This window comes from Jiella avicenniae (assembly GCF_021390325.1).
GTDB classification, from domain to species: domain Bacteria; phylum Pseudomonadota; class Alphaproteobacteria; order Rhizobiales; family Rhizobiaceae; genus Jiella; species Jiella avicenniae.
Genome location: NZ_JAJUWU010000032.1, coordinates 1 through 21,640 on the forward strand (window position 1 = coordinate 1; position 21,640 = coordinate 21,640).

At 67.2% G+C, this 21,640-nt stretch carries 19 protein-coding genes; 12 read left to right on the forward strand and 7 right to left on the reverse strand.

Going from position 1 to position 21,640, the window contains the following annotated elements; genetic code table 11:
* Nucleotides 1-400: 400 nt before the first annotated feature.
* Nucleotides 401-1,324 carry an alpha/beta hydrolase gene (locus LZD57_RS23030; protein ID WP_233721938.1) on the reverse strand — a complete coding sequence of 308 codons (924 nt, stop codon included), beginning with the start codon at nt 1,322-1,324 and terminating at the stop codon, nt 401-403.
* Complete coding sequence (locus LZD57_RS23035) at nt 1,321-2,469, reverse strand: Gfo/Idh/MocA family protein (protein ID WP_233721939.1); 1,149 nt, start codon at nt 2,467-2,469, stop codon at nt 1,321-1,323. The genes LZD57_RS23030 and LZD57_RS23035 overlap by 4 nt, the downstream gene beginning before the upstream one ends.
* Before the next feature lie 164 nt (nt 2,470-2,633).
* Between LZD57_RS23035 and LZD57_RS23040 the strand changes: the two genes are divergently transcribed.
* The 8 genes from LZD57_RS23040 (at nt 2,634) to LZD57_RS23075 (ending at nt 10,613) form a co-directional block, all read left to right on the forward strand.
* Nucleotides 2,634-3,455, forward strand: a complete 822-nt coding sequence (locus tag LZD57_RS23040; protein ID WP_233721940.1) for a sugar phosphate isomerase/epimerase family protein — start codon at nt 2,634-2,636, stop codon at nt 3,453-3,455.
* 49 nt (nt 3,456-3,504) lie between these two features.
* Nucleotides 3,505-4,305 (forward strand): class I fructose-bisphosphate aldolase, encoded by an 801-nt coding sequence (locus tag LZD57_RS23045; RefSeq protein ID WP_233721941.1) that lies wholly within the window; start codon nt 3,505-3,507, stop codon nt 4,303-4,305.
* On the forward strand, nt 4,305-5,249 hold the full coding sequence (locus LZD57_RS23050) for a PfkB family carbohydrate kinase (RefSeq protein WP_233721942.1): 945 nt from the start codon (nt 4,305-4,307) through the stop codon (nt 5,247-5,249). Before LZD57_RS23045 ends, LZD57_RS23050 begins: the two co-directional genes overlap by 1 nt.
* 147 nt (nt 5,250-5,396) lie before the next feature.
* Nucleotides 5,397-6,545, forward strand: a complete 1,149-nt coding sequence (locus LZD57_RS23055; protein ID WP_233721943.1) for an ABC transporter ATP-binding protein — start codon at nt 5,397-5,399, stop codon at nt 6,543-6,545.
* Nucleotides 6,546-6,740: 195 nt separating this feature from the next.
* The gene (locus tag LZD57_RS23060; protein WP_233721944.1) at nt 6,741-7,988 is read left to right on the forward strand and encodes an ABC transporter substrate-binding protein; all 1,248 of its coding nucleotides are present in this window, start codon (nt 6,741-6,743) and stop codon (nt 7,986-7,988) included.
* Nucleotides 7,989-8,088: 100 nt separating this feature from the next.
* Nucleotides 8,089-8,988, forward strand: coding sequence for a carbohydrate ABC transporter permease (locus tag LZD57_RS23065; protein WP_233721945.1), 900 nt, complete (start codon nt 8,089-8,091; stop codon nt 8,986-8,988).
* 4 nt (nt 8,989-8,992) lie between these two features.
* Nucleotides 8,993-9,835 carry a carbohydrate ABC transporter permease gene (locus tag LZD57_RS23070; protein WP_233721946.1) on the forward strand — a complete coding sequence of 281 codons (843 nt, stop codon included), beginning with the start codon at nt 8,993-8,995 and terminating at the stop codon, nt 9,833-9,835.
* A 49-nt stretch (nt 9,836-9,884) separates the two neighbouring features.
* A complete protein-coding gene (locus LZD57_RS23075; RefSeq protein WP_233721947.1) occupies nt 9,885-10,613 on the forward strand; it encodes an SDR family oxidoreductase in 729 nt (242 codons plus the stop codon).
* A 127-nt stretch (nt 10,614-10,740) separates the two neighbouring features.
* On the opposite strand, the gene LZD57_RS23080 is transcribed toward LZD57_RS23075, so the two are convergent.
* The 5 genes from LZD57_RS23080 to LZD57_RS23100 form a co-directional block, all read right to left on the reverse strand.
* A complete protein-coding gene (locus tag LZD57_RS23080) occupies nt 10,741-11,652 on the reverse strand; it encodes an NAD(P)-dependent oxidoreductase (protein WP_233721948.1) in 912 nt (303 codons plus the stop codon).
* Between the two features lie 4 nt (nt 11,653-11,656).
* Entirely contained in the window at nt 11,657-12,937 is a 1,281-nt protein-coding gene (locus LZD57_RS23085; RefSeq protein ID WP_233721949.1) for an NAD(P)/FAD-dependent oxidoreductase, read from the reverse strand.
* A 283-nt stretch (nt 12,938-13,220) separates the two neighbouring features.
* Nucleotides 13,221-14,594 carry an aspartate aminotransferase family protein gene (locus LZD57_RS23090; RefSeq protein WP_233721950.1) on the reverse strand — a complete coding sequence of 458 codons (1,374 nt, stop codon included), beginning with the start codon at nt 14,592-14,594 and terminating at the stop codon, nt 13,221-13,223.
* Nucleotides 14,595-14,660: 66 nt separating this feature from the next.
* A complete protein-coding gene (locus LZD57_RS23095) occupies nt 14,661-16,154 on the reverse strand; it encodes an NAD-dependent succinate-semialdehyde dehydrogenase (RefSeq protein WP_233721951.1) in 1,494 nt (497 codons plus the stop codon).
* A gap of 570 nt (nt 16,155-16,724) precedes the next feature.
* On the reverse strand, nt 16,725-17,183 hold the full coding sequence (locus tag LZD57_RS23100; protein ID WP_233721952.1) for an Lrp/AsnC family transcriptional regulator: 459 nt from the start codon (nt 17,181-17,183) through the stop codon (nt 16,725-16,727).
* A gap of 72 nt (nt 17,184-17,255) precedes the next feature.
* Here LZD57_RS23100 and ehuR point away from each other — a divergent pair, with 72 nt between their 5' ends.
* The 4 genes from ehuR to ehuC all read left to right on the forward strand — a co-directional run bounded on the left by ehuR (nt 17,256) and on the right by ehuC (nt 21,635).
* Nucleotides 17,256-18,638 (forward strand): MocR-like ectoine utilization transcription factor EhuR, encoded by a 1,383-nt coding sequence (gene ehuR / locus LZD57_RS23105; protein ID WP_233721953.1) that lies wholly within the window; start codon nt 17,256-17,258, stop codon nt 18,636-18,638.
* A gap of 146 nt (nt 18,639-18,784) precedes the next feature.
* Nucleotides 18,785-19,558: an ectoine/hydroxyectoine ABC transporter ATP-binding protein EhuA gene (gene ehuA / locus LZD57_RS23110; RefSeq protein ID WP_338034731.1), complete on the forward strand. Its 774-nt coding sequence runs from the start codon at nt 18,785-18,787 to the stop codon at nt 19,556-19,558.
* Nucleotides 19,559-19,645: 87 nt separating this feature from the next.
* A complete protein-coding gene (gene ehuB / locus LZD57_RS23115) occupies nt 19,646-20,503 on the forward strand; it encodes an ectoine/hydroxyectoine ABC transporter substrate-binding protein EhuB (RefSeq protein WP_233721954.1) in 858 nt (285 codons plus the stop codon).
* 472 nt (nt 20,504-20,975) lie between these two features.
* Nucleotides 20,976-21,635, forward strand: coding sequence for an ectoine/hydroxyectoine ABC transporter permease subunit EhuC (gene ehuC / locus LZD57_RS23120; RefSeq protein WP_233721955.1), 660 nt, complete (start codon nt 20,976-20,978; stop codon nt 21,633-21,635).
* Nucleotides 21,636-21,640 lie beyond the last annotated feature (5 nt).

Sequence of the window (21,640 nt, forward strand, 5' to 3'; positions counted from 1 at the left end):
GCCTGGACTTTGGCAACGCTGGTTCGGCAATGGACAGGGACATGAGAGCGCTCCGCGAATCAAACCCCTTCATCGAATCAGATCAAAAGCAACCCGTCATCCGCTGTCATATGAATTCGGAGCCCTGCGGTATCATCCCACGGCATTGACTTCTCCCATCGTCTCGACAACGAAGGAGAATCACAACCTGATGATATCGCTCAATTTCTTTTCGCTCGGGCTCTTAGGTTCGATAGGCGGATTTATCGGGATGTCGTTGGATAGCCCACAGTCGGGATTTCACCCACTCCGATCCTTTAAACCCTCGTTTCTAAAACACTTTCGTTGTGTTTCGTTTCACCGCGTCGGGTCTTGCGCCGTGGCGTGAGCCGCGGACCCCGAACCGCGATCGGCAGGATCATCAGCCGTCCTCGGCCCACCGCTCGCAGAGCCAGTCGAGCGCTTCGGTCGCTTCCGGAATGAGCGCCGACATCGACAGGAAGCCGTGGATCTGGCCGGGCCAGCATCGGACCGTCGCCCGGCTCTCCTTCTCGAGACGGACCGCATAGGCGGCGCCTTCGCTGTAGAGAACGTCGTGGCCGGCGAGGACGACGATGGCGAGGGCGAGCCCTCGGAGCGACGGCGCGAGGAGCGGCGCGGCGAGCCAGTCGCGACGGGCTTCCGGCGTCGGCAGATAGTGCCCGCGGAACCAGGCCATCTCCCGCGCGCTCAGGCCGTAGCCCTCGGCGAAGCGGCGGACGCTCTCGCCGTCCTGGGCCTGGTCGGTGTTCGGATAGATCAGCAGTTGGGCCGAAACGGCTGCGGCCGAACCCTGCTTGGCCAGAAGGGCGAGGACGGCGGCGAGATTGCCGCCGGCGCTGTCGCCGCCGACCGCGATTTGCCCGCGGTCGATGCCGAGCGCATCGGCCCGCTGGTGGAGATGGCGCAGCGTGGTCACGCAGTCCTCGATCGCGGCGGGAAAGGGCGCTTCGGGCGCCAGCCGGTAATCCGGGGCGACCACGAGGGAGCGCGTCCGGTTGGCAATCTTCCGGCAGATCTCCTCGTGGGAATGAATGCCGCCGATCACCCAGCCGCCGCCATGGAGATAGAGGAGGGCGCGCGCCTTTTCGGCCGGCGCGCCGTCGCCGCGCCAGATCCTGACGCGTACCCCCTCCCAGACGTCGTCCGTCACGGCCGCGACCGCCTCCTGCGGCCGCTGGCCGGCGGCATACCCCGCATCGTACCGGGCGCGGGCCGCCTCGGGCGTCAGTTCGGCGAGGGAGGGCGCTCCCGCCTCCGCCATGGCGCGGAGAGCGGCCGCCGCGGAGGCGTCGAGCCCGCTCATCCGATTAGTGCCTCCGCCTCGGTCTCGCCGAGGGCTTTCGGCTGGCAGTCGGTCGGCGCGATGGCAATGCTCTCGCCGGTCTCGCCGGCGGTGAGGATCGCCTCCATCACTTCGAGGACGTGCAGCGCCAGATCGCCCGAGGCGCGCGGCGCGCGGCCCTCGATCCGGGCCCGCGCCAGATCGGCGAGGCCGAGCATCCGGTAGTTGCCGCGGTCGGGGGCATCGAGCGGCCAGTTGAGAGCGCCGAAGGGCAGGGAGGCGGTGTCGAGATCGTGCCACGGCGCACCGTGATCGGACAGGCTGACGACGCCGGAGAAATTGTCCGGATCCGGCAGGCCGAGCGAGCCTTCGGTGCCGTGCAGCTCGATCTGGCGGTTGCTGTGGCGATAGACGTCCCAGGAGGCGACGAAGGTGATCTGCGCGCCGCTGGCGAATTCGAGGAGGGAGGAGACGCTGGTCGGCGTGCCGACGGGTATCGTCGTGCCCTTCAGCGGCCCTTCCGCGGTCAGGTGTCGCTCCTGCTGTGCGCTCGTCGAAAGGGCCTGCACCCGGTGGACCGGCCCGAGCAGATTGACCAGCATGCTGAGATAATAGGGGCCCATGTCCAGAACCGGGCCGCCGCCGGGCTGGTAGTAGAAGGCGGGATCCGGATGCCAGTGCTCCATGCCGCGGCCCATCATGAAGGCGGTGCCGAGGACCGGCCGCCCGATCGCGCCGCTCTCGATCAGCCGGCGCGCGTGGCGCCCGGCTGCGCCGAGAAAGGTGTCGGGAGCCGAACCGATCAGGAGGCCACGCGCCTTCGCCGTCTCGATCAGCTTGCGGCCTTCCTTGACGGTGGTGCCCAGCGGCTTTTCGGTGAAGACGTGCTTGCCGGCTTCCAGTGCCTGCATGGAGACGTCGTAATGCGCCGCCGGGACGGTGAGGTTGAGGACGAGATCGACGTCGGGCGAGGCGATGACCTCCTCGGGGCTCATCGCCGCGATGCCGAACGCCTCGGCGCGGGCTTTCGCAGCCTCCGGGTTGAGATCGGCGCAGGCGATCGGCTGCAGGCCCGGAAACATCGCTGCGTTGTGGAGATAGGCCTGGGAGATGTTGCCGCAGCCCACGACGCCGATCCTGAGCTGATCCTCGACCACTTTCGGCATGCTGGTTCCTCGTCGGTAATTTTTGCTTTCGTATATTTTTATTTGACGGTTTGTAAAAAAACAAGTTAGCTCCGGCCATCGCCCGACGATCCGCAGCGCCCGGGAGCGGCGCGCGTGGGAGCGCCCCGCAAGGGAGCGGATCGCGAGGAAAAGGGAGGAAAGCCATGGCGGAACGCGCCCGACGATTCGCGTGCCAGACGTTTACCTGGGAAATGCTCGGCGACGGCTGGACCGGCGGCCCGGACGACCTCGTCGAGGCCATCGCCGCGGCCGGCTACGAGGGGATCGAGATCACCGATACGATGATCGGCCACTACGCTGATCGGCCGGACGCCTTCGCCAATCGCCTCGACGAGGCAGGGCTGGCGCTCGCCGCCTTCGCCTACGGCTCCGACGGCGGTTTCAGCGAGCCGGATCGGGCCGAGGCCGATTACGAAGCCTGTCGCCGATGGTCCGACTTCGCGGCGCGCTTTCCCGGCGCGGTGCTGTCGATGGGGTCGGCGACGGCGATGTCCGACGGCCCGCGCGCCGACAAGATCGGCCGTGCCGCCGACATCTACAACCGCTCCGGCGAGATCGCCCGCGCCGCCGGCGTCCAGCTTGCCCTCCACCCGTCGTCCCACGAGAACACGCTCCTGTTCGACAAGGCGGACTACGACCGGATCTTCGCTCTTCTCGACGAGCGCATCGACTGGGTGCCGGACACCGGGCACATCCTGCGCGGCGGCCAGGACATCGGCGAGACCCTGTCCGATTTCGCTCATCGCATCCGCTACGTCCATCTGAAGGACGTCACGGCGGACGGCACCTGGGCGATGCTCGGCGCGGGCGTCTGCGACGTCCCAGCCGTCCTTGCCGCCGCGAGCGCCGCGCCGCGCTTCAACGGCTGGATCGTCGTCGAGGAAGAATCCGACGAGGCGGGCAGGGACCCGGAGGCTGCCGTGCGCCGCAACTTCGAAACCATGCACGCTCTCAAGCGCGCCTGAGGCCTCGAGGGCCCGGTTCGTTCATCATCCGAAAGCCAAGGAGACTGAGATGACCCTCGGTACGGCTGTGCGCCTGGCGCGCCTGTTCTCCCACCCGTCCGGCAACCTCTTCGGCGGCGCCGTCGACCATTTCGTCGGCTATGGCGACGTGCGCTATGGCGGCCTCGCCGATCTGCCCGGCGCGCTGGAGCGCGTCATGCAGGGCAAGCCGGATTACGTCAGCATACAGCCGGGTGCGGCCCGCACGCTCTGGCCGCGCTATGCCGGAAAGGCGTCGCTGGTGATCCAGGCCGGCTGCTTCACGCCGGACGACCGCATCAGCGAGCTGATCGCCACGCCCGAGGACGCGGTGCGGATGGGCGCCGACGCGCTGGCCGTTGCCATTCCCGTCCGCGGCGCCACCGAGGGCCGCTACATCCGCTGGCTCACCGATTCCGTCAACGCCGCGGCGCGCTTCGGCATGCCCGTCGTCGCGCATATCTATCCCCGCGACTATTCCGACGGCTGCAAGATCGTCTTCACCCCGGAAGAGATCGCCTATGCCGCGCGCATCGGCATCGAGACCGGCGTCGACGTCATCAAGATCGGCTATACCGGCGACTTCGAGAGCTACAAGGAGACCGTCCGCACCAGCCCGGTGCCGGTGGTGATCGCCGGCGGTCCGAAGACCGAGACGCTGCTCGGCGCGCTGGAGCAGACCGCCGAGGCGATCCAGGCCGGCGCCCGCGGCGCCGTCGTCGGGCGCAACCTCTGGGGGCACGGAGACCCGACCATGTCGGCGCGCGCGTTCCGCGGTGTCATCCATGATGGCCTCGCGGCCGAAGAGGCGCTGAAGCGGGCCAGCGACTGATGTCGGGCGAGGCGCGCCCGGTCATCGGCTTCGGCGCGCTGTCCGTCGACGACATCCACTATGTCGACGCGCCGCTGCAGGCCGGCAAAGGCCGGGTGCTTCGCCGCACCCGGGCCTTCGGCGGCAACGTCGCGACGGCGCTGGTCGCCGTCGCCCGGCTGGGTGGCGCGGCGAGCTTCGTCGGCTGGCTGAACGCTTCGCCAGACGACGAGGTGGTCCGCGAGCTGCAGGCGAGTGGCGTGCGCATCGACGATGCGCCGCGCGCGGCGGATTGCCTGCCGATCCGCGCCACCATCACGGTCGGCTCGGACGGCGATCGTTTCATCGCCTATGACGACGACGTGCGGCTCGGCACGACGCCGGATCTCGGGGACGCCATTCTGACGGCTGCCGGCGCCCTCTTGATCGACGGCTATGCGATCGGCTCGTCCGATGTCGTGCGAAGGGCGCGCGCCCTCGATGTCCCGGTCGTCGCGGATATCGAGTGGACGGCCGGCGCGGCGACCGAGACGCTGCTGGAGATGTCCGACCACCTGGTGCTGCCGCTCGGCTTTGCCCGGCGCGCCTCGGGACGCGAACGCCCCCGCGACGTCCTGGAAGCTCTGTGGACGGACGAACGCTCGGCAGTGATCCTGACCGATGGTGCCGAGGGCGCTTATCTTCTGGAAGCGGATCGCCCCCCGCGGCATCTGCCGGCGCACCCCGTCGCCGTCGTCGATACGACCGGGGCGGGGGACTGTTTTCACGGCGCCTATGCCCATGCGCTGGTCCAGGGTCGCGGCATCGGCGACTGCGTCCGCGTCGCGGCGGCGGCGGCGGCGCTCTCCGTTGGTGGACGGGGCGGGCGTGAGGCTCTGCCTTCGGCCGGAGACGTCGAGCGACTGCTCAGTCGGGTGGATGCACCGGAGTTTCGGGAACTGGCATCGGGCACGCGCTGGCGCTAATTTTACATCTCGTAAGTTTTTTATTTGCGATTTGTAACGTTTGCCGTATTGTGATGGAAGAATTGTCGACCGGCGCTGCGGAGGGCTCAGGTCGGCTGAAGACATGACGCACATCCCGCAGAGGCTGGCGGCATCGGGAGGAGACGGATGGCTGAGGTCGTTCTCGAGAACATCTGCAAGACGTATGGAAACAGCTTTCGCGCGATCCGGGACCTCAATCTCGAGATTGCGGACGGCGAATTCCTGATCCTGGTCGGACCGTCGGGCTGCGGCAAATCCACCGCGCTCCGCATGATCGCCGGGCTGGAGGACATCACCAGCGGCCATCTGTCCATCGGCGGCCGGGACGTGGTGGACATGGCCCCGAAGGATCGCGACATCGCGATGGTGTTCCAGTCCTACGCCCTCTACCCGCACATGACGGTGTTCGAGAACATCGGCTTCTCGATGCGGCTCGCCGGCAAGAAGAAGGCCGAGCGGAAGAAACGGGTCGACGAGATCGCCAGGACCCTGCAGCTCACCGAGCTTCTGGACAGCAAGCCGGCGAACCTTTCCGGCGGCCAGCGCCAGCGCGTCGCCATGGGACGCGCCATGGTGCGCGAGCCTGCCGCCTTCCTGATGGACGAGCCGCTGTCGAATCTCGATGCCAAGCTCAGGGTGCAGATGCGCGCCGAGATCGCCAGCCTGCAGCGCCAGCTCGGCGTGACGACCATCTACGTCACCCACGATCAGGTCGAAGCCATGACGATGGGCGATCGCGTCGCCGTCATGAAGGGCGGCATCCTGCAGCAGGTCGATACGCCGAAGCGGCTTTACGACGCGCCGGTCAACGCCTTCGTCGCCGGCTTCATCGGGTCGCCCTCGATGAACCTCTTCGAAGCCGATTTGAGCCGGGGCACGCTGCAGACGCCGGGCTTTTCGTTGCAGTTGCCCGAGACGGTTCTGGCGGAGCGGCCGGCCTTACGAAAATACGACGGCGGCAAGATCGTCTTCGGGGCTCGGCCGGAAGACCTCTACGACAGCACGCTGGCCTCCGGCCGCAGCCATCAGACCGTTCCGGCGGAAGTCGTTTCGGTGGAAGAGCTCGGCTCTGAGCACGTCGTGCATCTGCGCCTCGACGCGACGCCGGTGGACTCCGGCGATCCCGACGCCGTCGAGGAACTGGGCGGCCTGTCGAACGCCGTCGCGCGGTTCGAGCCCGCAAGCGCCGTTTCGGCCGACAGCCGGATCGACTTGGCGGTGGACTGCGCGAAGCTGCACTTTTTCGACCCGGGAACGCATCTGGCCATTCGCTGAGGCCCCGCGAGGAGGGCGAGGGATCGCGGCGGGCGGGACGCCGCGGTCAAACCGAGACGATCCGGCCAGCCTCGTCCGACAGGACGCGGGCAACGGGCAAGAGGACAAAGGCCGGCAAGAGCCGAAAGGGACGAGGCCGAAGGCTTCGCGATCACCGGGCGGCGCCATGCCGCGAACAGCAAGGGAGGAAAGACGATGAAAACCAGAAAAGCCATGACCGTTCTGAAAGGGGCGGCCGCCATCTGGCTGCTCGGTGCGACCGGCGCGCTGGCGCAGACGACGCTCGAATTCTCGCAGTGGTGGGAGCCGGAGCTGCCAAAGGGCTCGCTGCGCGCCATCATGGACGACTTCGAGAAGAAAAATCCCGACATCAAGGTGACGCTGATCAGCGGCCCCTATGCGACGACGCGCGACCAGATCGCCATCGGCGCGGCGAGCGGGACGATGAGCGACGTCGTCGGTCTCGACGGCGCCTGGGTCAACAGCCTGTCGGCGCAGAATGCGATCGCCGACATGAACCCGCTGATGGACGGCTCCGGCTTCGACGAGAGCCAGGTGGCCGACATCATCGAGATCGACGGCAAGGCGGTGATGTTCCCCGTCGCCTCCTTCGTCTACCCGCTCTTCGTCAATCTCGATTTCGCCAAGGAGGCCGGCGTCAGCGAGCTTCCCTCGACCCGCGCCGAGTTCCTCGAAGCGGCGAAGAAGATGACTAACGCCGACGAGAACAAGTACGGCTGGGCGCTGCCTTTGTCGCTGCAGTCGCCGTCGAGCGTGCTGAACGACATGATGTCTTGGGTCTGGGCCTCGGGCAAAAGCATGCTCGCCGACGGCAAGCCGGCGCTGGAGCAGCCGCCGGTCGTCGACATGCTGACTTTCATCAAGCAGCTCGACGACGCAGGCGTCATCTCGCCCGGCATCGCCTCGAAGACCGAGCAGGAAAAGGTCGAGGAGTTCGTCAACGGGCGGATCGGCATGATGGTCGACACGCTCGCCCACGTGAACCTCATCCGCGAGCGCAATCCCGACCTCAACTTCGACGTCGTGCCGATGCCCGTCACCGAAGGCTATGACGGCAAGCGCGGCCTGACCTACGCCTCCTGGGGCATCGGCATCGCGGAATCCTCCGAGCACAAGGAGGAGGCCTGGAAGCTGGTGCAGTACATGATGAGCGAGGACGTCAATGCGCGTCTCGTCTCGCTCGCCAACGCCTTTCCCGGCAACGTCAACGCCAAGCCGGACTTCGTGAATTCCGACCCGGTCTTCGCCAAGGCGTTCGAGATCTTCCAGGAGGGCTATCTCGCCAACGAGTTCACCGGCCTGCCGGAGGCCGTCGACCTGATGCGCGAGTTCGACGTCGAGACCCAGAAGATGCTGGAAGGCCAGCAGACGCCTGAGGAGACCGCCGCGGCCGCCCAGGCGAAGTGGATGGAGAAGTTCTGAGGCCTCGACCCGAGACGAGACCTCTCAGGGGGCGCGAGTCCGCTTGCGCCCCCGCCCGTTTCAAGCGTTCTTTCAGGCCACTTGACCGATGAGCACCCCAATGACAGCGCGGGGCCCGAAGGCCAACTACAAGCTCGGACGGCAGATCGCGCCCTATCTCTATCTGTCGCCATCGCTGATCGTCGTCGGTTTGCTGATGCTCCTGCCGATGGCGATGGTGATCGCCTATTCCTTCCAGGAGAGCGCCGTCCTTCGGCCCGATACGAGCTTTGCCGGCTTCAGGCATTACCGGGCGATCTTCGGCGACGAGGTATTCTGGGCCTCGCTCTGGCACACTTTGTATTTCACCGTCGCGAGCGTCGTCATGCACATGGCGATCGGGCTCGCCTTCGCCCTGATGCTGAACAGCGACCGGATCAGCCCGATGCTGCGCAGCGTCCTGCGAGTGCTCTACATCCTGCCCTGGCTGTTCACCCAGGTGATCATCGCGGTGATCTGGCGGCTCATGCTCGACCCGAACGGCGTGGTGAACAGCATCCTCGTCGATCTCGGCATCATCGGATCGAAGGTGGCGTGGTTCTCGTCGGTCGAGACGGCGCTCCATGCGGTGACCTTCGCCAACATCTGGGCCGGCTATCCGCTGTTCATGGTCAGCCTTCTCGCCGGCCTGCAGGGCATTCCGAAGGACCTCTACGAGGCCGCCGACATCGACGGCGCCACCGGGCCGCAGAAGCTGGTCTTCATCACCATCCCTCAGCTCATGCCGATCATCGTCAGCATCTCGCTGCTCGACTTCATCTGGACGATGCAGGTCTTCCCGCTGATCTGGCTGACCACCGGCGGCGGCCCGATCTACGCGACGGAAGTGCTCAGCACCTACACCTACAAGCTGGCCTTCTCCCAGTACAATCTGGCCCAGGCTGCCGCGAGCGCGGTGACGATCCTTTTGATCTCGATCGGCCTCACCCTGTTCTACATCCGCCACCAGAAGGCAAGGTAGACCCATGGCGAGACGAAACACGCGTCGCGAAAAGCTGATCACCCTGGCGCTGCACGTCGGCCTTCTTGCCGGCCTGTTCTTCGCCGCCTTCCCGATCTACTGGATGCTCGCGAGCTCCTTCAAGACGAATGGCGAGATCTTCGCCCTGCCGCCGACGATCCTGCCGCACGTCTTCACCTTCGAGGCCTATGCGGCGATCCTGACGGATCCGGTGAAGCTGCGCTTCTTCTTCAACAGTTACCTCGTCGCCGCGGTCGTCACGATCCTGACGGTGATCATCGCGCTACTGGCCGCCTATGGCTTCAGCCGCTTCAACTTCCGCGGCAAGGCGGCGCTGAGCACGCTGATCATCAGCACCCAGACGCTGCCGCCGATCACGCTTTTGATCCCGTTCTTCGGCCTCGTCGTCTCCTACGGCCTGTTCGACACCTATGCGGCGCTGGTGCTGACCTATCTCGTCTTCACCCTGCCTTATGCGGTCCTGCTGCTGACGGGCTATCTCAATACGCTGCCGCGCGACCTCGACGAGGCCGTGGCCGTCGACGGCGGCTCCAGCTGGACGGCGCTGTGGCGGGTGATCGTGCCGATCTCCGTGCCGGGGATCGTCGCCACCTCGGTCTACACGTTTCTCCTGTGCTGGAACGAGTTTCTCTTCGCCTTGACCCTCACCAAATCGACCGACATGCGCACCGTGCCGATCGGGATCCAGCTCCTGATGGGCCAGCACGCCTTCGAGTGGAACCAGATGATGGCGATGAGCGTGCTCGGCTCGCTGCCGCTGCTGGTCATCTATCTGATCGCCCAGCGCTATTTCCTCGCCGGAATGGCCGCAGGCTCCGTGAAATGATCGCCCGGCGCGGTCCGGCGACCCGACCCAATCCTCAAAGGAACCCACGATGTACAAGTTCGACAAGGGCCCGATCCTCGTCACCGGCGCCAGCGGCGGCATCGGCGGCGCCACCGTCCGCCATCTCACGGAAGCCGGCGCCGAGGTGATCGCCAACGGCCGCAACGCGGAGGCGCTGGCCGAACTCGCCCAGGCGACCGGCTGCCGCACCTTGCCCTTCGACCTCCAGTCCGAGGACGAGATCCGCGGCGCGCTGGAGGGGCTCGACGTCTACGGCGTCGTCAATTGCGGCGGCTGGGGCGGCGAGATCGCGACGCCGATGGACACCGACATCGACGTCTTCGACAAGGTCATGTCGATCAACGCCCGCGGCGCCCTTTTGGTGACGAAATATGCCAGCCGCGCGATGATCGATGCGGGGCGCGGCGGCGTCTTCGTCAACGTCTCCAGCCAGGCCTCTCTGGTCGGGCTGAAAGGCCACATCTCCTACGGTTCCTCCAAGGCCGCCCTCGACAACATCACCCGCGTCTCGGCGCTGGAGCTCGGAAAATACGGCATCCGGGTCAACAGCGTGAATCCGACCGTGGTGATGACGCCGATGTCGGCCTGGTACTGGGGCAGGCCGGAGATCGAAAAGCCGTTTCTGGAAACCATGCCGCTCGGCCGCTGGGCGAGCGAGGACGAGATCGCAGGGCCCATCGTCTTCCTCCTGTCCGATGCCGCATCGATGATCTCGGGCATCACCCTGCCGATCGACGGCGGCTTCACCGCCGTCTGAGAAGCCGTGCGGGCCCGACGGCTCGGAAACGACCGGTCGGCCTGCCGCCATCGCATCCCTGCGGCATCGACGGTCTTTCCCCGCTCTGCCCCGGCGCCGTGCGGCAGGGCGGCGAAGACCCTGACGGTCATCGCCTTGCCGCGATGACGTCCAGCACCTTTCGCGCGATCTCGGTTCCGACCCGTTCGAGCCCGCCATTGGTCGATGCGCCGAGATGCGGCATGGCGAGGAAATTCGGCTCCCGCAACAGCGGATTGTCCGGCAAGGGTGGCTCGACGGCGAAGACGTCCGAGGCCGCGCCGGCGAGGTGACCCGACGACAGCGCATCCGCGAGCGCCGCCTCGTCGACGATGCCGCCGCGGGCGCAATTGACGAGATAGCTGCCCTTCGGCATCGCGGCGAGTGCCGCCGCATCGATGATGCCGCGGGTCGTTACGGTCAGCGGCATGTGCAGGAAGACGATCCGGCTTTGGCCGAGAAGTGCGGCGAGGCTCGGTGCGAAGTCGACGCCCCGTTCCGGGAGCGAGCCGGTTCGGCCGGGCGAATAGGCGGTCGTCGGCGTCCCGAACCCGCCGACGAGGCGGCGCGCCACGGCCCGGCCGACCGCCCCGTAGCCGACGATCCCGGCGCGCAATTCGCCGAGGTCCCATCCGGTCCGCAGATGCGGCTCGACGGCGCGGCCCTCGCGGAGCGCCAGCGTGATCGGCACGACGTTGCGGATCAGCGCCAGGGCGAAACCGATCGCCAGATCCGCGACGGATTCGGCATTCGCGCCGGGCGTCGACTCCACCACTATACCGGCTGCGGCGGCGGCCGCGACGTCGATGGCATCGACGCCCGTGCCGTGCTTGCCGATCACCTTGAGATTGGGACAGGCGGCGATCTCGGCGCCCGTGATCTTCCGGGTGCGGACCACGATCCCGTCGCAGGCGGACGGAAACGGATCGGCCTCGGTCAGGAGATCGGCCTCGCTCTCGAGCAGAGCAATCGCGCTCGCGTGGATGTGTCCGAGGACGTGGACGACGGGGCGACGGTTCATTCGGTCAGATCCGCGAGGAGAGATGGGCGATCTGGCTGCCGAGCCGGTAATAGCCCTCGCGCAGTCGGCGCAGGCGCTGGGGCTCCGGCACTGTCACCGGCAGCGGCAGATCGTCTTCCGTGAGTTCGCCGAGAACATGCCGGGCGAGGGTGCGGCCGAAGACGGTGCCCGGCGCGATTCCGCGTCCGTTGTAGCCGCTGAAGGAGACCACCTTCTCGTCGAGGCGATGGAACTTCGGCAGGCTGTCGGCGGTCATGCCGATCTGGCCGTACCATTCCGCCTCGAACTCGATCTCGCCGAGCTGCGGGAACAGCCGCTTCAGGCTGCGCCGCGCCCAGCGGCGATGGATCGACCTCCCGGTCCCGTCCAGCGCGCCGACGCTGCCGATGATCAGCCGGCCGGCCCGATCGAGGCGGAAGGAGGAGAGGACCTCCTTGGTGTCCCAGCAGCCCTGGCGCTCCGGCAGGATCGAACGGGCGAGATTCGAAGACAGCGGCCGGGTGGCGATGTTGAAATAGGGCAGATGGACGATCTCCTCGCGGATCTGCGGCCAGGGCGTGCGGGTATAGGCGTTGGTGGCGACGACCACCCACTCCGCCGTCACCGAACCGCCCGGCGTCGCGAGGCGCCAGCCTGCGCCCGCGGAGGTGATCCCGGTCACCGGGCTCTGCGTGAAGACCTCGGCGCCTGCGGCCATGGCGGCATGGCCGAGGCCGCGGACATAGGCGAGCGGCTGGACGGTGCCGGCGCGCCGGTCGAGGAGGGCGCAGGAATAGGCCGGCGAACCGGTCAGCCGGCGCGCTTCGACCGCATCGAGGAGTTCGACGGGAGCGCCGCGCTCACGCCACTGGCGAGCCCGTTCGGCGAGCTCCTCGGCGCCCTTCCTGCCGACCCCGCAATGAAGCGTTCCCGAGCGCTCGCTCTCGCAGGCGATGCGGTGGCGCTCGATCAGCTCGAAGACCTGCCGCGGCGCGTCGCCGAGAAGGTCGAGCAATCTCTCGCCATGGACCTCGCCGAGGACGCCGGGCAGGTCGTCCGGCATCACCCACATCCCGGCATTGACCAGCCCGACATTGCGGCCCGACCCGCCGAAGCCGATCTCGGCCGCTTCCAGCACCGCCACGCGGAGGCCGGCTTCGGCCAGATGGAGCGCCGCCGACAGGCCGGTAAATCCGGCGCCGACCACGGCGACGTCGGCGTCCATGTCCGAGCCGAGCGGCCCGGTCGCCGGGGCCGGCGGCGCGGTCCGCTCCCAAAGGCCGTGAGAGCGCGGGTCGTTCAGCATGGACGGGTTCCCTCGGGCGCGGCCGGCCGAAAGGCGCCGTCACGCGATGACGTCGACGATTCTCCGCCGGGCGATGGCGGCGAGACAAGCTAGCGCGCGGCAGCCGTCCGCCGTCAAGATCTGGAGGCGACACGACGATCCGACCGACGTTTCTCCTGCGTTTGCGGGTCTTCGCGGCCGAAACGGCTTTCGGCCAGACCCACCGCGTCTCGAAGGCAGAGACGCAATCGAGCCTGGCCGCAATTGCCCAATGGAAAAGCCTGCCGGACGCGCCGGCGATCGTTCAGCCGAGGACGTGCCCGACGGCCTCCTTCGTCTTGGCGACGACGAGGTCGGCGTCTTCCTTCGTCAGGCAGAAGGGCGGCGCGAAGCCGAGAATGTCGCCCTCCGGCATCGCCCGGCCGATGACGCCGCGCTCGAACAGGGCGGCGGCGATCTTCGGTCCGACCTTTTCGGAGGGATCGAAGAAGCGGCGATCGTCCTTGTCCGCCACGAACTCCACCGCGGCGAGCAGGCCTTCCCCGCGCACTTCGCCGACATGGCCGTGATCCGCCAGCGCGTCCTTGAGGCCGTTGAGGAAATACGGGCCGACCTCGCGGACGTTGTCGATGAGGGCGAGATCGTCGATCAGCTCGAGATTGGCGACGCCCGCCGCCGCGCAGATCGGATGGGCCGAATAGGTCCAGCCGTGGCCGAAAGCGCCGAGATCGTCGACGCCCTTGACGAGCCCCTCCCACATCCGCTTCGAGACGATCGAGCCGGAGAGCGGCGCATAGGCCGAGGTGAGGCCCTTGGCGATGGTGATGAGGTCCGGCTTCATGCCGTAGTGGTCCGAGCCGAACATCGAGCCGAGGCGGCCGAAGCCGGTCACCACCTCGTCGGCGACGAGCATCACGTCGTATTTGTCGAGCACCGCCTGGATCTTCTGCCAGTAGCCTGCCGGCGGCGGGACGATGCCGCCGGTGCCGAGCACCGGCTCGCCGATGAAGGCGGCGACGGTCTCCGGCCCCTCGGCGAGGATCAGCTTTTCGAGTTCGTCGGCGCAATGCTGCGAGAACTCTTCCTCGCTCATCGAGCGGTCCTCGCGCCGGAAATAGTAGGGCGACACGGTGTGGAGGATCGGCGCGCGCGGCAGGTCGAAGGCGTTGTGGAAGAGATGCAGCCCGGTGAGCGAGCCGGTCATCACGCCCGAGCCGTGATAGCCCCGCCAGCGCGAGATGATCTTCTTCTTTTCCGGCCGGCCGAGGACGTTGTTGTAGAACCAGATCAGCTTGATGTTGGTCTCGTTGGCATCCGAGCCCGACAGGCCGAAATAGACCCGGCTCATATGCTCCGGGGCCCGGTCGATGATCATCTTCGACAGCTGGATCGAGGCGTCCGTGCCGTGGCCGACATAGGCGTGGTAATAGGCCAGCTCATGGGCCTGCCTGGCGATCGCGTCGGCGATCTCGGTGCGGCCGTAGCCGGCATTGACGCAATAGAGGCCGGCAAAGGCGTCGACATGGGTGCGGCCGGTGGCGTCGGTGATGCGCACGCCGTCCGCCCCGGTGATCACCCGGGTCGGGCTCTCGCCGCGGGCATGGGTGCCCATGTGGGTCGATGGGTGGAAGAAGTGGTCGCGGTCGAAGGCTTCGCGTTCGTTCGAGGCGTCGAGCATGGTGACGGCTCCTTTCTGCTGGTCTGAGGTCTGTTGGTCGTGGTCGGCGTCCGCTGGTCGGCCGGATCAGGCGAGATCGGCGCAGACATATTTGACGTCGGTGAACGCCTCGAGCCCGTGGCGCGAGCCTTCGCGGCCGAGGCCCGACTGCTTGATCCCGCCGAACGGGACCGGCGCGCCGGTGATCTTCACCCGGTTGACGGCGACCATGCCGTAGTCGAGCGCGGCGGCGAGGCGGGCGGCCCGGGCGCCGTCCTTCGTCACCACATAGGCGACGAGGCCGTATTCGCTATCGTTGGCGCGGGCGACGACCTCGTCCTCGGTGTCGAACGGCGTGAGCGCCGCGACCGGGCCGAAGGTCTCCTCCCGCATGATCGCCGCGCTCTCCGGAACGTCGGCGAGCACGGTCGGCCGGTAGAACAGCGGCCCGGCCGCATCCCGGGCGCCGCCCGTCAGCAGCCTTGCGCCGCGGGCTCTCGCATCCTTCACCTGCGCCTCGACCTTGGCGACGGCGCGCTCGTGCATCAGCGGGCCGATGTCCGTCCCTTCGTCGAGACCGTTGCCGACCCTCAGCCCGGCGGCTTTTTCGGCGAAGCGCCGGGCGAATTCCTCGTAGACGGAACGCTCGACATAGATGCGGTTGGCGGCGAGGCAGTCCTGGCCGGAGGTGGCGAATTTCGCGTCGATGGCGATGGCGACCGCCCGGTCGAGATCGGTGTCGGCGAAGACGATCAGCGGGGCGTGGCCGCCGAGTTCCATGACGAGGCGCTTGACCGTCGGGGCCGATTGCGCGGCGATCAGCCGGCCGATCTCGGTCGAGCCGGTGAAGCTCATCGCCCGGACGCGCTCGTCGGCGCACATCCTGCCGACGATGGTCGCCGCATCGCCGGTGACGACGTTGAAGACGCCGGCCCGAAACCCCGCCCGCTCGGCGAGTTCGGCGAGGGCCAGCGCCGACAGCGGCGTTTCGGCGGACGGATGGGCGACCACCGTGCAGCCGGCGGCGAGCGCCGCGGCGGCCTTGCGCGTCAGCATGGCGGCGGGGAAATTCCAGGGCGTGACGAGGCCGGCGACGCCGACCGGCACCCGCGAGACGCTCATCGCGGCGCCGGGCAGGTGGCTCGCGACGCTCTCGATCGAAACGCGCTTGGCCTCCTCGGCATAGTATTCGACGAAGGAAGCGGCGTAGTCGATCTCGCCGAGCGCCTCGGCATAGGGCTTGCCCTGTTCGAGCACCATCAGGAGGGCGAGGTCGTCCTTCGCCGCGAGGATCAGCTCTTTCCAGCGTTTCAGGATCGCGCCGCGCTGCTGCGGCAGCAGCGCCTTCCACGCCGGGAAGGCCGCCTGAGCCGCGTCGATCGCCGCCGTCGTCGCCGACGCATCGAGGCTGGCGACATGGGCGAGGGGGGAGCCCGTGGCCGGATCCGCGACCGCGAAGGTCGCGCCACTGCCAGCACGGGTCCAGCGTCCGCCGACATAGGCGTTGTCGCGCAACAGCCGGGGGTCTGAGAGGCGGTCGAGGCCGGGATGAAGCTCGTTGCGGGCGAAGACGGCGCTCATGGATCACCTCCTGGCTTTTCCGGCCGAGCGACCGGAAGGCCGGCGGACGTCGCCGGCACGGAGTGAACCTACGGGTTCAGCGGCAGAGGGATGGGCTGAAGAGGGGCTTGCGGCAGTCCGAACGGGCTGAAGTCGACGGCTGTGGGAGAGACTCTCTCTCCGGGGCGCTCTTTTTCCGGCTCGCCGCCGCCGCCCACGACGTTCGCACGTCCCGCCGGATCGCTTGCCACGATTGCAGTGTACAACCGACCTAACCGCCAAGACGTCAGATTTTACAGCCGCTTACGCCAACGCTTCGTCATCCTCGGGCTTGTCCCGAGGATCTACCGCGGGTTGATGATTGGGCTGCTCGCGGGTGAAAGGCCATTCTGCGAGGATTTTGATTTGGACGGGGCGGTGGATCCTCGGGACAAGCCCGAGGATGACGCAATTTCAATGGCTTCGATCAATTCTTCTCCGCCGGCCAAGCACGGCGGCAGTGCCGATGCCGTCCTCCGCCGAACGTGTCAATCTCGTGGCATTCGGGCCTGGCTGGGGGCAAGATCTCTCGTGGCAGCGAGACCCACGCGTTCACCCCTCCGCCTCCTTCACCGTCCTCGTGACGACGTAGGTGAAGTAGCGGGCGATGCCGATCTCGCGCTCCAGCCAGCCGTCGATCAGCCGCTGATAGGCGTCGATGTCGCTGGTCGCGACCTTGAGAACGTAGTCGACGCCGCCGCCGACCGACCAGCAGGCGGCGACCTCCGGCGTCTCCCGAACCACCTTCTCGAACCGGTCGAAGTCGGCCTGGCGATGTTGTCCGAGGGTGATCTCGACCAGCACGGTCGCCCGCGGCGCGACCAGGCGCCATTCGATGCGGGCATGATAGCCGGCGACGATGCCGGCCTCCTCCAGCCGCTTCAGCCGGTTCCAGCAGGGAGTCGGGGAGAGCCCGACCTTCTCGGCCAGCTTCAGCTTGGTGATCCGCCCTTCGCGCTGGATCGCGCCGAGGATCTTCAGGTCGATCGGATCGAGCTTGGTGGGCGGCATTGTCGTGGCATTCCTCGATGGGCGTCGCGTCACCATATTGCCCAATGACATGATTTGCGAAAGAGTGCTTTCATGACAATGCCTTTCCTCGATCCCGCGGCGCTCCACCGGCCGGTGTATCAGTCGCTCGCCGATCAGATCGCCCGTGCCATTGCCGACGGTCATCTGGCGAACGGCGTCAAGCTGCCGCCCCACCGCATCCTCGCCCATGATCTCGGGATCTCGGTCCAGACGGTGAGCCGCGCCTATGAGGAGTTGATTCGCCGCGGGCTGGTCTCCGGCGAGACCGGCCGCGGCAGCTTCGTTCGGCGGCAGGAGCCGGCAGGAGACGTTCCCTATCTGCAGGAGCGGCCGGGCGAGATCGTCGATCTTTCGATCCTCAAGCCGGTCTGCGAGACGATGCATCTCGACCGGATGAAGGCGGTGCTCGCCGAGATGGCGACGGACCTGCCGGCGAGCGCCGCCCTGTCGTTCCGCCCGAACGTGATCTTTCCCGGCCATCGCATCGTCGCCGCCGAATGGCTGCGCCACTGCGGCCTGAGCGTTTCGCCCGGCAACGTCGTCCTGACCAACGGCGCGACGGCCGGCATGACCGTGGCGATGATGAGCGCTGCCTCGACCGGCACCGTGATCGCGACGGAGGCCGTCGGTCACCACACGCTGGTGCCGCTGGCGAGCTATCTCGGGCTGAAGATGGCGGGCGTCACGATCGACGCCGAGGGAATGCTGCCGGAGGCGCTGGCGGTGCTCTGCCGGCAGGAGGACGTGCGAGCGGTCTTCCTGCAACCCTCGCCGATCAACCCTTCCGCGACGATGATGGGTCTGGAGCGGCGGGAAGCGCTGATCGCCGTCGCCCGCACGAACGGCCTCACGATCATCGAGAACGATCCGCTCGGTCCGCTGATCGAGGATCGCCCGCCGCCGATCGCCGCGCTGGCGCCGGAGCGAACGCTCTACGTCACCAGCTTCACCAAATCCGTCCTGCCGGGCCTGCGCACCGGCTATCTCGTGGCGCCCGACCGGCTGATGCCGGCCGTCGCCAATCGCCATCTCGTCAGCCACTGGATCGCCACGCCGCTGCTCGCCGAGATCGCTTCGCGCTGGGTGCGCGACGGTACGGCCATGGAACTCGTGCGCTGGCAGAGGGCGACGCTGAAGAAGCGTCAGGCGATCGTCGGAAACATGCTCGAAGGCATTCCCCATGCCGCCCATCCCCAGGGGCTGCACGTCTGGCTGCCGCTCGGAAGCCGCACCGAGGAGGAGGTCTTCGTCGCCCAGGCTCGGCTGCGCGGCGTGGCGCTGGCGCCGGGACGCAGCTTCCAGATCGGCCGTGAGGAGCACCCGGCGGTGCGCATCGCCGTCGGCGCGTCGAGCGAGAGCGAGCTGAGATCCGGTCTCAGGATCGTCGCCAGCCTCGTCCATGCGGCACCGGAGCCGCTGCTGCTGGCGATCTAGGCACCGTGCTTCGAAAAAGGCGGCGCGCTGCGTGATCGACTGGCAGAACCCGGATTATTGTACTGATTTAATTTTCCTGATTGACATGATTTGCTGCCGGGTCACATCCTAGGTCTTCGAAACCCGAAGACAGGCAGAGGGTGTGCGTGGTCGAACCCATCATCAAGCTCGAATCCGTCACCAAGCGCTTCGGCTCGCTGACCGTGCTGGACGAATTGTCCTTCGAGGTGGAGCCGGGCGAGAAGCTTGCGCTGATCGGGCCTTCGGGATCGGGCAAGACCACCATCCTGCGCATGCTGATGACGCTGGAGCAGCCGTCGGACGGCCGCATCACCGTCGACGGCGACTATCTCTTCCACATGAAGAACGGCAACGGCCTCGTGCCGGCGAGCGAGAAGCATCTCCACGAGATGCGCCGCAAGATCGGCATGGTCTTCCAGCACTTCAACCTGTTTCCCCACAAGTCGGTGCTCCAGAACATCACGCTGGCGCCGATCCTCACCCAGAACGTCTCCAGGGCCGATGCCGAGGCGCGGGCGATGTCGCTGCTGGAAAAGTTCGGGCTGGCGGAAAAGGCCGACGCCATGCCCGCCCAGCTCTCGGGCGGCCAGAAGCAGCGTGTGGCGATCGCCCGGGCCTGCGCCCTGCAGCCGCGGATCATGCTGTTCGACGAGGTGACCTCGGCGCTCGATCCCGAGCTGGTCGAGGAAGTGCTGAACGTGATGCGCCTCATCGCCGCCGAGACCGACACGACGATGCTGCTCGTCACTCACGAGATGAATTTTGCCCGGGACTTCGCCGACCGGGTCCTGTTCTTCGATTCGGGCCACATCATCGAGGACGGGCCGCCCTCGGAAATCTTCACCAACCCGACGCATGAGCGCACCCAGACCTTCCTGCGAAAGGTGCTGTCCCACTAGCTGCCTGTCGAAGCTCGCCGGTGCGCCCTCGGGCGCCTGCCATTCGGAATCTCGCCCCGACCGTTCGTCAAATCCTATGGAGTTGCCATGAACCGCCTGATCGCCCTTTCCCGCCGCGCCGTCCTCGGTGTCGCCATCGCCGGCCTCGCTGCCGCCAGCGCCGCGCCCGCCAAGGCGCAGGACGCCCTCGAGCAGCTGAAGGAGAAGGGCTCGGTGCGCGTCGCCATCGGCAATGAGCCGCCCTACACCGAGCTGAAGTCCGACGGCTCCGTCTCGGGTGCCGCGCCCGACGTCGCCCGGGCGGTGTTCAAGAAGCTCGGTATCGACAATCTGGAGCCGGTGGTCTCCGAATACGGCGCGATGATCCCCGGGCTTCAGGCCGGCCGGTTCGACGCGGTCACCGCGGGCCTCTTCATGAAGCCCCAGCGCTGCAATGCCGTCGCCTATTCCGAGCCGGTGCTGTGCGACGCCGAAGCCTTCCTGGTGAAGGAGGGCAACCCGAAGAACCTCACGACCTTCAAGTCGATCGCCGAGAGCGAGGACGCCACCATCGGCGCGCCGGGCGGCGGCACCGAAGAGCGTCTGGCGCTCGAAGCCGGCGTGCCGCGCGGCCGGGTCATCGTCGTGCCCGACACCCAGAGCGGCCTGACGATGCTGCAGCAGGGGCGCATCGACGTCTATTCGCTCCCCGTCCTGTCGATCAATTCGCTCGCCAAGAAGGCCGGCGGCGGGGTCGAGGTGGTGGCGCCGGTGGAAGATTCGCCGATCGCCTGCGACGGCGCGGCCTTCGCCAAGGACCAGACGGCGCTGCGCGACGCCTTCGACGAGGGTCTCGCCGAGCTGAAGGAATCCGGCGAATTCGCCAAACTCGTGGAGCCCTACGGCTTTTCGGCCGCGGCGGCGATGAAGACCTCGCGCGAGAAGCTCTGCGCCGCAGCGGAGTAAGAGGCGGGGGCTCTTCGAAGGAGCCACCTTTGCACTGCGAGCGCGGGATTCCGCTGCGCTCGCGGGTTGCAGTAGCCCCTCATCCTGAGGTGAGAGCGCAGCGAGCCTCGAAGGGCGAGGGGCGTCTGGCGCAAACCATGGATGCGGCGTCATCCTCGGGCCTGTCCCGAGGATCTACTGCCATCGATGGGAAGGGCACCGCGCCGATTTGAGCCTCTTCTCCGAGGCTTCTGGGGCGGACACCGCAGGAGATCCTCGGGACAAGCCCGAGGATGACGCCGCTGAGAGGGGCGCGACGCCGTGGCTGGGATGGGACGCTGCCTTCCTGATCATCGCCGTTCGACACGGTGGCGTCCGCGCCGAACTAGCCCCCATCCTGAGGTGCGAGCGCAGCGAGCCTCGAAGGACGAGGGGCGCCCGCACAGGCCACGCTCAACCAACCAACACCAACCCCGCGAGGACCCGGACGTTCATGGAGATGTGGCTCGGCTACATGCAGCTCATTCTTCACGGTGCCTGGATCACCATCCAGCTCACCGTCTATGGCTGCGCCTTCGCGCTCGGCGTCGCACTCGTTGCCGGGCTCGGCCGGATCTCGCCCTTTGCCCCGGTGCGCTGGATCTCCGTCGGTTACATCGAGTTCTTCCGCGGCACCTCGATCTTCGTCCAGCTGTTCTGGATCTATTACGTCCTGCCGCTGATGGGCCTCAGCCTGACGCCGATGCAGGCGGGCGTCCTCGCCCTCGGGCTGAACGTCGGGGCCTATGGCGCCGAAGTGGTGCGCAGTGCCGTCCAGGCCGTCGACGAGGGTCAGAAGGAGGCGGCCGTCGCGGTCAATCTCACCCGCTATCAGACCATGCGCCACGTCATCCTGCCCCAGGCGATCGTCATCATGCTGCCGACCTTCGGCAACAACGCCATCGAATTGTTGAAGGGCACGGCGATCGTCTCCCTGATCTCGCTCTCCGACATGACCTTCCAGGCCCAGGTGGTGCGCGCCCAGACCGGCAACACGGCGGTGCCCTTCATCACCATCCTCGTCCTCTACTTCGCCATCGCCTCGGTGATCAGCTTCGCCGTGCGGTCCCTCGAAAAGCGCCTGACGCGCGGCCTCGACGGCGTTCGGGCCTAAGGGAG